The 13235-nt window shown below is 35.2% G+C and carries 10 protein-coding genes and 3 pseudogenes; 7 read left to right on the top strand and 6 right to left on the bottom strand.

All coding sequences use genetic code 11. The features are described 5' to 3' along the window. Window positions 1-23 precede the first annotated feature (23 nt). A pseudogene (locus DM800_RS05665) lies at window positions 24-694 on the bottom strand (HAD family hydrolase). A 93-nt stretch (window positions 695-787) separates the two neighbouring features. Here DM800_RS05665 and DM800_RS05670 point away from each other — a divergent pair. Then, window positions 788-1900 (top strand): annotated as a pseudogene (locus DM800_RS05670) (zinc metalloprotease). 214 nt (window positions 1901-2114) lie between these two features. Continuing rightward, the gene (locus DM800_RS05675; protein ID WP_000849118.1) at window positions 2115-2342 is read left to right on the top strand and encodes a hypothetical protein; all 228 of its coding nucleotides are present in this window, start codon (window positions 2115-2117) and stop codon (window positions 2340-2342) included. Window positions 2343-2375: 33 nt separating this feature from the next. Here DM800_RS05675 and DM800_RS05680 read toward each other — a convergent pair whose 3' ends face one another. Genes DM800_RS05680 through DM800_RS05690 form a run of 3 tightly spaced genes read right to left on the bottom strand, consistent with a single transcriptional unit; the run spans window position 2376 to window position 4958 of the window. After that, window positions 2376-3182, bottom strand: a complete 807-nt coding sequence (locus DM800_RS05680) for an ABC transporter permease (protein ID WP_147786562.1) — start codon at window positions 3180-3182, stop codon at window positions 2376-2378. Next, a complete protein-coding gene (locus DM800_RS05685; RefSeq protein WP_088064639.1) occupies window positions 3175-3939 on the bottom strand; it encodes an ABC transporter ATP-binding protein in 765 nt (254 codons plus the stop codon). The genes DM800_RS05680 and DM800_RS05685 overlap by 8 nt, the downstream gene beginning before the upstream one ends. A gap of 11 nt (window positions 3940-3950) precedes the next feature. Continuing rightward, window positions 3951-4958 (bottom strand): ABC transporter substrate-binding protein, encoded by a 1008-nt coding sequence (locus tag DM800_RS05690; protein WP_147786563.1) that lies wholly within the window; start codon window positions 4956-4958, stop codon window positions 3951-3953. Between the two features lie 120 nt (window positions 4959-5078). On the opposite strand from DM800_RS05690, the gene DM800_RS05695 reads away from it, so the two are divergent. From DM800_RS05695 to DM800_RS05705, 3 genes are all read left to right on the top strand, one after another. After that, complete coding sequence (locus DM800_RS05695; protein WP_147786564.1) at window positions 5079-5375, top strand: DUF3986 family protein; 297 nt, start codon at window positions 5079-5081, stop codon at window positions 5373-5375. Between the two features lie 11 nt (window positions 5376-5386). Continuing rightward, the gene (locus DM800_RS05700; RefSeq protein ID WP_087984884.1) at window positions 5387-5617 is read left to right on the top strand and encodes a hypothetical protein; all 231 of its coding nucleotides are present in this window, start codon (window positions 5387-5389) and stop codon (window positions 5615-5617) included. A 273-nt stretch (window positions 5618-5890) separates the two neighbouring features. Next, on the top strand, window positions 5891-8035 hold the full coding sequence (locus DM800_RS05705; RefSeq protein ID WP_147786657.1) for an LTA synthase family protein: 2145 nt from the start codon (window positions 5891-5893) through the stop codon (window positions 8033-8035). 208 nt (window positions 8036-8243) lie between these two features. Here the strand turns inward: DM800_RS05705 and DM800_RS05710 are convergent, their stop codons facing one another. Both DM800_RS05710 and DM800_RS05715 read right to left on the bottom strand, forming a co-directional pair. After that, window positions 8244-9053 (bottom strand): alpha/beta fold hydrolase, encoded by an 810-nt coding sequence (locus DM800_RS05710; protein WP_088064636.1) that lies wholly within the window; start codon window positions 9051-9053, stop codon window positions 8244-8246. Window positions 9054-9069: 16 nt separating this feature from the next. Then, a pseudogene (locus DM800_RS05715) lies at window positions 9070-10539 on the bottom strand (catalase); the annotation flags it as partial. 101 nt (window positions 10540-10640) lie between these two features. Between DM800_RS05715 and DM800_RS05720 the strand changes: the two are divergent. Then, window positions 10641-11897, top strand: coding sequence for an ATP-binding protein (locus tag DM800_RS05720; protein ID WP_147786565.1), 1257 nt, complete (start codon window positions 10641-10643; stop codon window positions 11895-11897). Continuing rightward, a complete protein-coding gene (locus DM800_RS05725; RefSeq protein WP_046958663.1) occupies window positions 11894-13111 on the top strand; it encodes an ATP-binding protein in 1218 nt (405 codons plus the stop codon). The genes DM800_RS05720 and DM800_RS05725 overlap by 4 nt, the downstream gene beginning before the upstream one ends. Window positions 13112-13235: the final 124 nt, after the last annotated feature.

The raw sequence follows: 13235 nt of genomic DNA on the forward strand, positions 1-13235 counted from the left end.
TTGCCAATGTAATTTATTTACTATTATTTTGTTTTCATTTTTACCTCTAAAAACGAAAGCACCTCCAACAAATCGTTCACTATACGTGGATGCTCAAAATCATCCCAAAATGAATCTCTCTTCCACACACCAAGAATCCCTACTCGTTCAGAACCAAGCACGTCGTTTTCTGGATGATCTCCAACGTAAAGACATTCTGTGGCCTTAACATCTAGCTTTTTTAAAGCCCGTTCGAAAATCTCAGGATGTGGTTTTTTAATTCCTTCCGCTTCTGAAACGAGAATTGTATTTGTATACGTATGTATGTTTAGTGCGCGAAGATTATTCATTTGAAAGTCAGTAAAGCCATTTGTAATAATACCAATTTTAATATTTTGTTCTGTTAAACGCTGAAGTAATTCATGCATATTTTGGAAAGGAATACAATGATGTTGAAAGTTTGTAATGTAGTCGTACAGCAGTTGCTCTGGTGTTAAAGTGGTAATGTTGTATTCGCAAAGGAGAGTAGCATATACTTTATCTTTCCACGTATAGCCATTATTATCGAGTTCAAGAAACCGAGAACAATACCCTGTTTTTTTATGCTCATTAAGTGAGAGGCAAAGCGATTATATTGATCATGAATAAACTGTTCTAGAGATTGGCGCCGATCTAATAGTGTTCCATCTAAGTCGAATAAGATTGCTTGAATCATGAGAAACCTCCTTACAGTTTGTATAATTAAGTATCGCATATTCGTTAGAAATTGCTTATGATATTTTTGTAGAATGGAACGACGGAGGTTTATATGAAGAGACTGTATGGTAAGTTAGTAGCGGTTGTCGTCGCAATTGGTTTAGTAGCAGGTTGTGATATTTCTATGAAGAGTGTGAAGGAAAAAGAAGTTTGTAAAACAGAAGAAGAATGCGTGGAAATAGGAGATAGGAAACTTCAAAAAGTATATGAAAAAATAGATGGATTATCTGAGCTTGAAGCAGTAGAAGATTATGATATAGAAGAGTATGAAAGTGCGAATATGAAAGAGGCAGAGCAGAAAAAAGAGGATGACGAAAATTATTTCTTTTTAGCCTCTTATTATATTGATGGTGATGAAATTGTAGATCCTTATTTTGAAAAAATAGAACGGAAACGTTTAAATAAAGTATTCGCTGAAGATAAAGAAGCGAAAGAAGAGGTGCTACAACAGCGTCAAGATAGAGGTTATCATGAAGACTTATGGGATATGTACCGCACGCTCATTCCAGCTAAATATCGCGGGAATATAACCGAATTTGATTTAATAACGGACGGTTATGACGGTGTTGTTGCTCACGTTATGCCTAGTATGGAGAATCCGAAAGATTGGACCCTAAGCTTAGATACACTTGATTCCGCGGTAAATATCGATGAAGTGATGAAAACATTAATTCATGAGACGGCTCACGTGTTGACGCTCGGGCATAAGCAAATACCAGTAGATGAAAACTATGTAAAGGATTTTGAAGAAGATAAAGATATTTCAACGTACCGAAATAACTGTGAAACTCTTTTCTTACAAGAGGGATGTGCGAGGGGAAAATCTTATATTAATCAATTTTATAACTCTTTCTAGAAGGACATTGAGCAGGAGTGGATAGAAAAGAAAGTAGAAGAAAGTGAAGAAACTCAAATTGAATTTTTTAAAGAAAAGCATGAGGAGTTTGTCTCACAGTATGGAACGACAAACGTAGCGGAAGATATTGCAGATACGTTTACAGCATTTATTTTGCAAGATTCAAAAAAGGTGAAAGAAGGATCGGAGTTAAAGTATAAAAAAATTGCGTTCTTCTATCAGTTCCCTGAGCTTGTAAAAATGAGAGCAGAAGTGTTGTCGGGATTAGATGATATCTCAAAAACGATAGAACAACAAAGCGGACAATAATGAGAGGTATATATTTTAGCCAATAAAACGTAAAGAATTTTAGTTCTTTGCGTTTTTTTATGTTTATAAAATTGAAAATTCTGTCTTTTTTTAAAAAGAAGAAGGAACTGAAGCTTTAAAAGAGAATTAGTATAAAAATGTCACAAATTAGACACAATTATAATGCGCATATTGTAGGGACTATAAGTTTACTCTCAAGGAGGTAATGAAACGTATGAAAACGATTCTTGCGGTTGCTGGTCTCATTTGGGTAATGTCTCACGGTTTTCCGATTTTTGAAGGAGAGCAAATTCGTAGTGCATTAAATAAAAAGTATGATGATTATCATGTAATAGATCGAAAAGAAAATGTCGTTACAGTACGTGTGAAAGATTGTTTCCATACAGTTACAGTTGCGGATGGAAACGTTACAAATGAAACAAAGATGTGTGATAAAAGGTAAAGAAAGAAGCTGACTATAGTTTATCGCCCTAAGTCAGCTTCTTTTTCGTTTTCCAATTAGAAGTTTTTCAAATGCCTCAACAAACACATACATAAGTGTTGCGAGGACGCAGGTGAGTAGTACGCTCAGTAAGACGAGCGTGAAATTAAATACTTGGAATCCGTAGCTAATTAAGTAGCCAAGACCTTGTTTAGAGACGAGAAGTTCGCCGAATATAACACCGACCCATGATAAACCAACGTTCACTTTTAACGTTGAAATAATTGCTGGGAAGGATGCAGGGAGAACGACTTGCTTATAACATTGCCATTTATTTGCGCCAAACGTGTCCATCACTTTTATATAGTTAGAATCGACTTCTTGAAATGCGCTGTAAATAACGAGAATGGTAATGATGATGGAAATGATTACCCCCATTGCAATCGACGAAGAAATATTTGGACCGAAGATTACAATGATAATAGGTCCAAGTGCCACTTTTGGCATGGCGTTTAGGACGACGAGATAGGGGTCGAGCACGCGAGCGAGAAGTGGCATCCACCAAAGAAAAGTAGCGATAATAGCGCCGAGCACTGTTCCAAGAATGAAGCCTACTCCTGTTTCAAGTAATGTCGTCCATATGTGAACCCAAAGCGAACCGTCAATCCATTTACTAAGGAAGAGATCCCAAATGCTTGAAGGAGAGCTAAAGAGTAAAGGATCAACCCACTCTTTTTTGCTAGCTATTTCCCATAGTGAAAAGAAAAGAATGAGCAGTAAAAGCTGCAGTGAGCGTGCTAACCATGCACGCTTACGTTCTTTTTTCTGAAACTGTTCATGTAGTTGCTTTATATTATCCAAGTCGCTCCAGCTCCTTCCATATATCTTGGAAGAGGGATGGGAAGTCATGGTGGTGGCGTGATTCTAACGGTGATAAGGAACGGATGCTTTCTGGGACGATAAATGTTTTTGCAATTTTCCCGGGATTCGCTTGTAGTAAATAAATACGATCACTCATCGCAATTGCTTCTTCAATATCATGTGTTACGAGTAGTGACGTTTTCTTATATTTGCGTAGTAAGTTGAAAACGAGATCTTCTAGTTTCAATTTCGTTTGATAATCGAGTGCTGAGAATGGTTCATCTAGCAATAAAATTTTAGGATCGGTCGCTAACGTTCGAACGAGAGCGGCACGTTGACGCATACCGCCGGACAGTTCACGAGGGTATTGCTCTTCTACATCATGTAGACCGACTTGTTTTAAAAGCTGTAAAGTATGTTCTTTCGTCTGTTCATTGTAAATTTTTCGGGTGTGAAGTCCGAGCATAATATTTTCTTCAATTGTTTTCCAAGGGAACAAGTAATCTTGCTGCAGCATATATCCCATAGATGAAGTTTTCGTTGTAATAGGCTCACCATCTAAAAAGACGATACCTTCAATTGGATCAAGTAGCCCGGCAATAATGGAGAGGAGTGTCGTTTTGCCGCAACCACTTGGACCGAGTATAGAAATAAATTCGCCTTCTTCCACTTGTAAGCTCATATCTTCGAGAATTAGTTTGGCATTCTCTTTCGCGAAAAAGCAGTGAGAAACGTTACGTATTTGTAAAAAACTCATACACTTCGCCTCTATTTCTTAATAACGCTTTCGGCAATTTTTGTATTGACGAGCGCTTCATGTGGAACTTCTTTTTGTAATTCGCCAGCTTCTTTCATAATCGTTTGGAGCTGTTTCCATTCTTCAGCATCTAATAGCGGATTTGTCGCATAAGAATGTTGCCTTTTATAACGTTCAATTACTTTTACTGTAATGTCCTTTGAAGTGTCTTTAAATAATGGAGAAACGGTGTCAGCAATCTCTTCTGGACTATGTGTATCAACCCATTGTTGTGCTTTATAGAGCGCACGTGTGAATTTTTCAGCAGCATCTTTATCTTTCTTTAAGAAGCTTTCTTTTGCCATGAACGTTGTATACGGAACAGTTCCAGATTCATTTCCGAACGAAGCGACAATATATCCTTTTCCTTCTTTTTCGAATATACTTGCAGTCGGTTCAAAGAGCTGTACAAATTCCCCAGTACCAGATGCAAAGGCACTTGCAATGTTAGCAAATTCGATGTTTTGAATTAAGTTTGTATCTTTGCGAGGATCAATGCCATTTTTCTTTAAAACGTATTCTCCAACCATTTGCGGCATGCCGCCTTTACGCTGTCCTAAAAACGTAACACCTTTTACGTCATTCCAATTAAAAGAGTCTAATTTTTTACGCGAAACTAAAAATGTTCCGTCTGTTTGTGTAAGTTGTGCGAAGTTAATGATAGGGTCTTTTGCACCTTGTTGATGAACATAAATAGACGTTTCAGAACCGACGAGAGCAATATCAATTCCGCCAGATAATAGTGCGGTCATCGTTTTATCTCCGCCGGCTGTTGTTTGGAGTTCAATATTTAACCCTTCATCTTTAAAAAATCCTTTTTCAATCCCGACATATAAAGGGGCATAGAAGAGAGAATGGGTAACTTCGCCGATGCGAATGTTTTGCGTTTGTTCTTTCGTACCTTCCTTTTTACTACTGCAAGCAGCAAATGTGAAAACAGCTAGTAACATGATGCAAAAAACAGCTATTAATTTTTTCACTATATGACACCTCCTATAAGTCACTCTACAAGCATGATATGTAGGTAAGTGCCCATATGTGAGTGTAGATAGCAGGAATTTTTTGGGTGGTAAAGAAGTACAAATATAAGGGGTGATAAAATGGAGTACGAATACGATGATAGCTTACATTTACATCTTGACTATTTCGGAACAGAATGTGATATGGAATCGATTGCTTATAAGCGGAAGAATGAAGACGTGTGGGATGTGTATTTTAATTTTGGAACATATGGTCTTCAGAAAGATGAGATCGAGACAGGTAGATTTATGGACGAATATGCTGGTCATTACGTTTTTTCTGTACATGCTCGTGATCTTAGCTGGGAATTTGGAAGTGCTCAATTTGAAGAGTGGGTCTTGAAAAATCATATAGTAGAAAAATCGCTGCAAAAATAGGGAGGAATTTTGTGGTCGATTTTCTCATTTTCTTGTTCATTTTCGTAGTCGGTTTTTTTATTATGCAAGTACTCATTTACAGATTTGCAAAGAAAAACATTCAAAAATATACAAAAAGAAAATGGATTCATATGTGGCTAGAGATGAATATGAAAAAGGGCCCGAGATTAGATCTTTTTGATTTTGTAGTTATCTTACTTGTATGTATTATATGGAAAGTATGGATGTATTCTCTTATATAATACATATGCTCATGTCTGTTAGAATGAAGGAGAACCTGTCAGTGTTGGTAGGTTCTTTTCTTATGGTAATAATTTTGTGAAGCATAGTTCATTTATGCTGTTAGAATATAGAGCGAAGAAGTTTTATTCCGTTCAATCTTGAACGGCCCTAGCTAATTAAAGTTTCACTGTATTTTTAAGGGGAAATTAAGGATACATGTGTATTATTACAAGCACATAGGGAGACTAGCTGCATACAAATATGGTATTTTGTATATGACAATATGTTTGTTGATGCGAGACGAAGGGGTAAAGGAAAGAGGGAATAAATTGCGCTTTAATGTTTTTACACAGCGACGAAGAAGAGATGAATTTCATTTTAGTTTCTCGGCTCAGCAACCGAGAAAGAATCTATTAATTTCTATCATTCTTAGTGGAATGTGGGCGATCTGTTTAGAAACGCTATTCTTTGTTATGTTAAGGTCTTTCGAATTTGAGAGAACGAAAGATTTTTTTAATGGGGAAATACCGCTAAGTATACTCATTATTGTTTTGTGGAGTGTACTACTATATATCATTCATTTGAATAAAGGCATCAGTCATAAGCTTAGGCCGGCTATTCGAGTGTATGTCGTATTATTTTTAATTGCTCATACAATGAATTGGATGTATATCATAGTGCAGGAGGACATGAACCTTATAGTAGTAAATACATGGGTGTATTTACAATATGGACAGTATATATTAAGCCTGTTATTTATTTATATGGTATACGTTTTTGCATATAATTTGCTTGGAAGAGTTTTCTTAAGTACAACGATAACTAGCTTAGTCTTACTTATTTTTGTGATGGTGAACCATTTTAAACTCATTTTTAGAGGAGAGCCATTCTACCCGTCTGATTTTACACAGATTGGTCATATGAATTCCGTTATACCGATGGTCATGGAGTATTTTAGTTTTTGGAATATGTTCCTGACAATCGTTGGCATTGTGTTGATTGTATTTGTAGTTACGTATATACGAAAGTATATTCCAGTTATAAAATCACATATTATTATGAGGATTATTTTAATATGTGGCTCTGGGTTTATGTTGTATGGATATAGTAACTATCCTACTACCTTTATGAATGATTTATTTATAAAAGGTGGAGTAGACATCCGTGCATGGAATCAAGCTGCAAATTATAAAGCGAATGGTTTTATTATTGGATTTTTAAGTAACTTAGATACGACAGTTATTAAAGAGCCAGAGGAATATTCAAAAGAAAGTATGCAGCAAATTGCAAAGGATATAGAAAAACAATATAGCGGCAAAGTAAAAGCACAAAAAAAAGTAGAGAAGCCGAACATTATATTTATTATGAGTGAAGCATTTTGGGATCCAACAAAATTAACGAATCTTTCATTTAGCGAAGATCCAGTGCCGAATTTACATCATTATACAGAGAATTTTCCAGGTGGACAAACGATAGCTCCTACATTTGGAGGGAATACAGCGAATACAGAATTTGAAGCCTTAACGAGTTATTCGATGAGTCTTTTAATGCCAGGTTCTATACCATATCAACAAGCTGTTCCAAGCCAAAAAGAGATTCCATCGATTGCAAGTGAGTTGAAAAAACAAGGGTATTATGCAAGTGCAATTCATGCGTTTAATCGATCGTTTTATAAACGTGAAGATGTATATAAAACATTGGGATTCGATAATTTTAATGCAGAAGATACGATGAAAAATAAAGAAGTAGTGGGAGACAATATTGGTGATTTATCTATGAGTAAAGAAATCATAGATGAATTAAATAAGAGAAAAGAACCTACATTTATTCATGCGGTGACGATGCAAAATCATTTTCCGTATACGCCAAATATGTTTGGAGAAAATAAAATAGAAATTAGTGGATTAACAGAAGAGGAATCGAAAGCGGAATTAGAAGCATATACAGAAGGTGTAAGACTGTCTGATGAAGCTCTGCAATATTTAATCGAGCAGCTTAACGATTTAGACAGACCTACTTTATTAGTCTTCTTTGGAGATCATTTACCTATGTTAGGAACTAATAAATCTATTTATAAAGAAGCAGGATATATAGAAAATGAAGAGACGGTAAGAGAAAGATTAATTATGTCAGAAACACCATTGTTAATGTATGCAAATTTTGATTTGCCAAATGACAATTTAGGTTTAGTAAGTCCAATTTATTTTTCTAATCTTGTTTTTGATTATGCAGGACTAAATCAATCACCGTTTTATCAATTTTTATCGGAAATGCATAAAGAAATACCGGTTCTTAGAGATGAGTTAAAGGTTAATAAAGATGGGGAAGAGATAACAGATTTAACAAAGAAACAAAAAGAAATGTTAGAGCAATATAAAATGATCCAATATGATTTACTTGCTGGAAAGCAGTATAGTAAAGATATACTTTTTAAATAGAACAAACAAAAAGAACTTGTATAACGATACAAGTTCTTTTTGTTATAGTATTTAACGGGGTAACCAGACAAGCTGGGTTTAGGGAGTATTACCTGTACATTTAGTATAAATGTACAGGTAATCGTTTTATTGATTGATTTGTGAGAAATATGTGAATTTTAATCTTTTCAAAAAATGCATTCCAATTGAAGCGATTTGGTATAGATTTTTATGAATGCAAAAACTTTATAAGTTCTGCATTCAATTCATCCGCTTGATCAATTGGAGAGCCGTGACCGCTATTTGTAAGAGGATGTAACTGAGAATTTTTAATCCGCTTTTGCGTGAGTTCAGCGCTTTTGTAAGGGATAAGTTGATCGTGAACACCGTGGAATATTTTTGTTGGGACGTTAATTTCACTTAAATCTTTCGTTACATCTTCATTTGCGGCTGCTTGCAATATTTTGATGAGAGCGTAGGAAGCAGACTGCATACCGAGATAAGAAAACCATTCTAACGTAGCAGATCCTAAGTTTCTATTAAAAAATGATAAAGATACATCATTTAAAAATTTTGGCATATTGGCATACATTTGATTAATGAGGGTATCTGCTTGTTCTTTTGGGACACCATAGGGCGATTCTTGATTTTTAACGAAAGAGGGGGAAACAGCATCGACTAATACAAGTTTAGAAATACGATGGCCATTATAGCGGGACATGTACCGAATAGAAAGAGCACCACCTACTGAGAAACCGACTAATGTAGCATTTTCTACTTGAAGTGCTTCGAGAACAATGGCGATATCGTCTGCTAAACGATCGTATGTGTAACCAGTCCATGGTTTATCAGATTGCCCGTTTCCGCGTATATCCATAGCGATGCAGCGGAAACCATGCTGTGGTAACACATTGAGTTGATATTGGTACATTTGATGATTTAAAGGCCAGCCATGAACGAAAAACACGGTTTTACTACCGGGTCCAGGATTAACGTCTTGCACAAAAATATGCACATCTTTCTCGACGGTAACAAACATAAATTATCCCCCTAACCTATTCATATGCTCTATCCCAAAAGCGTTGTTTCGTCATGGCTTTAATGAATTCATTTGCAAGTTGCGTAGGATTTTGTTCTATTAGGACGCCAGGCTTTCCTTCAATATTTAAAGATTGAATAACAGTAGAACCATTTTGAAAGGCACCAATTGGCTTAAAGTGATTATATGATTCTACGACAAATGAACTCGCTTTATTAAGAAACTGTTCATCAAGGTTTCCTCCAATAAGAAGTAGCCCGTCATAAAGAAGTGAAGATCCCGTTAAGAAAGTGTCATTCACGTCCCAACGTACATTTTGCGTTCCTTGCACAATACCTAATCGCTCGGAAACAATTACTGGCTGCAACCCAACTTGTTTGAATTGATTTAGTATATATTGCGCGTTTTGTCCGTCATATCCATTTGCAACAATGACACCTACTCGTAATGTATTCGAACTAAATGTCGTATTTGCCATACTGAGTGCTGGCGATGATTTCGTAACGCCCGATTCTTGAATATTTGGGACTTTTGCTCCGATCGCTTCAGCGACTAACGTAGCTAATTCAGTACTAATATGCCCAATCATAGTTACGACTTGTTGGCGGACCGATTTACTTTTTACTTTTCCTAATTCAAAGGAGAAGGCTTGCATAATATGAACCTTTTCGACGTTACTCATACTATTCCAAAATAAACGTGCTTGAGAGAAATGATCTTTGAAACTAGCGGCTGTTTCTCTCGTTTTATGCCCTGATACAGTAGAAGGATATGTAACGAACCCACCCTTTGTACCGGGGACAGTGTAAGGAGTGTTATTTGCTAAGGAATTATTATGGTAAGCAATTTTTCCTTTGTCGATTATATATTTAGATGCACCATCTCTTTGATTGTTGTGAAATGGGCATATCGGACGGTTAATCGGTAATTCTTGATAATTCGTACCGACGCGTGCCAATTGAGTGTCTGTATAAGAAAAGAGCCTACCTTGTAAGAGCGGATCATTTGTAAAATCAATACCACGGACGATACTTCCCGGATGAAGCGCGACTTGTTCCGTTTCAGCGAATACATTCTCGACGTTGCGATTTAATGTCATTTTCCCGATGATTTTAACGGGGAAATCTTCTTCAGGCCAAATTTTCGTCGCATCTAATATATCGAAATCGTATTTAAATTCATCCTCTTCTTCTAAAATTTGAATGCCAAGTTCGTACTCAGGATAGTTTCCAGCATTAATATTTTCCCATAAATCACGGCGATGGTAATCTGGATCAGCACCACCTAATTTTTGCGCTTCATCCCAAATTAATGAGTGAATGCCGAGCTTCGGCTTCCAGTGAAATTTTACGAATCGTGACTTTCCATTTTTATTCACTAAGCGAAATGTATGAACGCCAAACCCTTGCATCATTCGAAAACTTCTTGGAATGGCACGATCAGACATAATCCACATCATCATGGCAGCCGATTCTTGGTTATTGGGATGATTTTCCTCAAATGTTCGATTTATCTTTGTTTGTCTATGAAAATCATTTATTATAATAAATGGTATTCTTCGAGATATTATTTTGAAGGGGTGTTGAAGTGAAAGGAAGTTTTCTATCATATAAAGAAGAAGAAAGGAATGCAAAAATTTTTTTATGGGTGCTATATGTCATTGTTGTTTCATACCAAATTTTCTATGCAATCGTATTAGAAAATAAATCATTAACGGATAGGGGACATAGCATACTATGGCAAGTTATTTGCGGAACTGCAATACTCGGTGTGAATGTATATTTAATAAAAAAAGAGAAAGCGAACCTTGTTAAATATGCATGTGTATTTGCATACATAGGAATAGAAATCGTTAATATACTTTCGTATATGCTTTATAATGAGGCGGCATTTGATGGAGTAAATATAATAGAAAGTATTTTCATCTTCTTTGTACCTATATTTTTAAATAAAAAATATTTTGTGTTTGTACTTTCGACAATTGTAGGGAAATATGTTATTTATTTATTCGTATTAAAGGAAGTAAAAGGATTTATGTTCCTCATTATGTATACACTCGTATTAATAGCGGCATACATCATTTTAAATCGATTTATACAATACCTTTCAGCGGTAAAGGAAAGTATTAAGATTGCTAGTGAATCACAAAAATTAGCAGTAATCGGAAAAATGGCAGCGACAGTGGGACATGAAATTAAAAATCCACTTGCTTCATTAAAAGGGTTTACGCAATTACAACGAGAGAAGCATGAGGAGGACCCTATTTACGAACAGATGATTTTTGAAATAGAAAATATGAATAATATGATAAGTGAGTTAATGGAAGTTGCTACATGTAAACCTTCTGTTTATAAGAAACATAATATAGGTGAAATTGCATTACAAGCAGTAAAAATTGTTCGCGAAAAAATGAATGAATCTAGCGTCCAGTTTATTTCTAATGTGGAAGAAAAGACGATAGAAGTTGAATGTGATGAGCGGAAAATAAGAGGGGTCTTTCTATATGTCATAAAAAATGCTCTGGAGGCAATGGAGCAAGGTGGCACATTAGAGTTACGGTTAGAAAACAAAGGACAAGATTATGTAATGCTAAGTGTAATTGATAATGGTTACGGTATTAAGAAAGAAAATTTAGCTCGTGTTAAAGGGGCCTTTTATACAACGAAACAAGATAAAATTGGCCTAGGACTTACTGTAGCGAATCGGCTTGTTACTGAGCAGCATCTTGGTGAATTACATATTTCAAGTGAAAGAGATATTGGAACTAGAATAGATATTATGCTCCCGAAGCAACGTGGAAATAATGAAATCCAAGAGAGAGAAAAGCTAGGAGTTACGATATGAATAAAGACGATATATTTAAAAATGAAGAAATGAAGGCACTGAAAATATTTTTAAGTTTATTTTTCATTATATTTTTTGTATACGATCTTGCCTACGAATTTATTGTACCTTTAATAGGAGGAGAGCAAGAAGGAGTAGGACAATTTGAAGATGGTTTAGGTTTATGGCTTTATTTTCTAATGGTGATTTTGTTTTGTATTGGAGTATACTTCATGAAATGGAAGAATCCATTTGCAGTGAAATATATTATTCTAATTGGATATAACCTATTAGATTTTATCCATAATTTTATGATTTACTACGGTAGTGATGCTGAGTTTGATGGTGGGAATATAGTAGAAGGATTTTTTATTTTATTTGCCCCACTCTTTGTGAACAAAAGGTATTTTTGGTTAGTTACTGGTATACTTGTTGGGAAATACGCTCTTATAGGAATCATTATTCACTCGTCACTCGTTTTAATCCCGATGGCATTATATAGCGTATTTACTATTATATGTTGGATTATGTTTTTAAGGTTTCAATCTTACGTTCGTACGCTTGAGATGATGGATAAAGAAATACAACAAACAGAAAAGCTAGCAACTGTTGGGAAAATGGCTACAGTTATTGGTTACAAAATTAGAAGACCTCTAGCTAATTTAGATAAATTTGTTAATAAGCAAGCAAATAAATATCCTGAGGATAAAATATATAGTGATATTATGAAACAAGAAGTAGAACGAATTCATACAATCGCTACAGAACTTAGTGGATTTGAGAAATCTAAATCACTAGAATCAGAAGTTCATAATATAGAAGAAATTATCGCTTATGTTATTCGAGTTATGGGAAAGCCTGCTTTAAAGCAAGGAGTGCACATACAAGGTATTTATAGTAAAGACATACCATCGATTACATGCGATGAAAAACGATTAAAGCAAGTATTTTTTAATTTAATTAAAAATGCGATTGAAGCAATGTCAGTTGGCGGAACGATTACGATTAAAGTGACTGTAGAAGATGCAATCATTGTTCAAGTTAAGGATGAAGGTTGCGGTATTCCAAAAGACAAAATTCCGAAGCTAAATGAAGCTTTTTACACAACAAAAGAAACGGGAACAGGTTTAGGTTTAGTAGTTACAGAAAAAATTATTAAAGACCACAACGGTAAAATGAGTTTTGAAAGTGAAGTTGGGGTTGGAACGACTGTGAAGATTGTATTGCCAATGTAATGAAAAAATTTTAAAAAGGGAGATTACTTATTTGAGAGTGATCTCCCTTTTTTATTGTGGATGAGAGTAAGACATGTTGATAAAGGTAGGCAAGTTAATTATATTAACATAGTGTATATAATTA

This window comes from Bacillus sp. AY18-3, from assembly GCF_008042305.1.
GTDB lineage: Bacteria > Bacillota > Bacilli > Bacillales > Bacillaceae_G > Bacillus_A > Bacillus_A wiedmannii.

Excerpts from the sequence above, each read along its gene's own strand:
- DM800_RS05675 (WP_000849118.1), top strand. The coding sequence starts at position 2,115 with ATGAAAACGATTCTTGCGGTTGCTGGTCTCATTTGGGTAATGTCTCAC.
- DM800_RS05725 (WP_046958663.1), top strand. The coding sequence starts at position 11,894 with ATGAATAAAGACGATATATTTAAAAATGAAGAAATGAAGGCACTGAAA.
- DM800_RS05710 (WP_088064636.1), bottom strand. The coding sequence starts at position 9,053 with ATGTTTGTTACCGTCGAGAAAGATGTGCATATTTTTGTGCAAGACGTT.
- DM800_RS05705 (WP_147786657.1), top strand. The coding sequence starts at position 5,891 with ATGCGAGACGAAGGGGTAAAGGAAAGAGGGAATAAATTGCGCTTTAAT.
- DM800_RS05685 (WP_088064639.1), bottom strand. The coding sequence starts at position 3,939 with ATGAGTTTTTTACAAATACGTAACGTTTCTCACTGCTTTTTCGCGAAA.
- DM800_RS05695 (WP_147786564.1), top strand. The coding sequence starts at position 5,079 with ATGGAGTACGAATACGATGATAGCTTACATTTACATCTTGACTATTTC.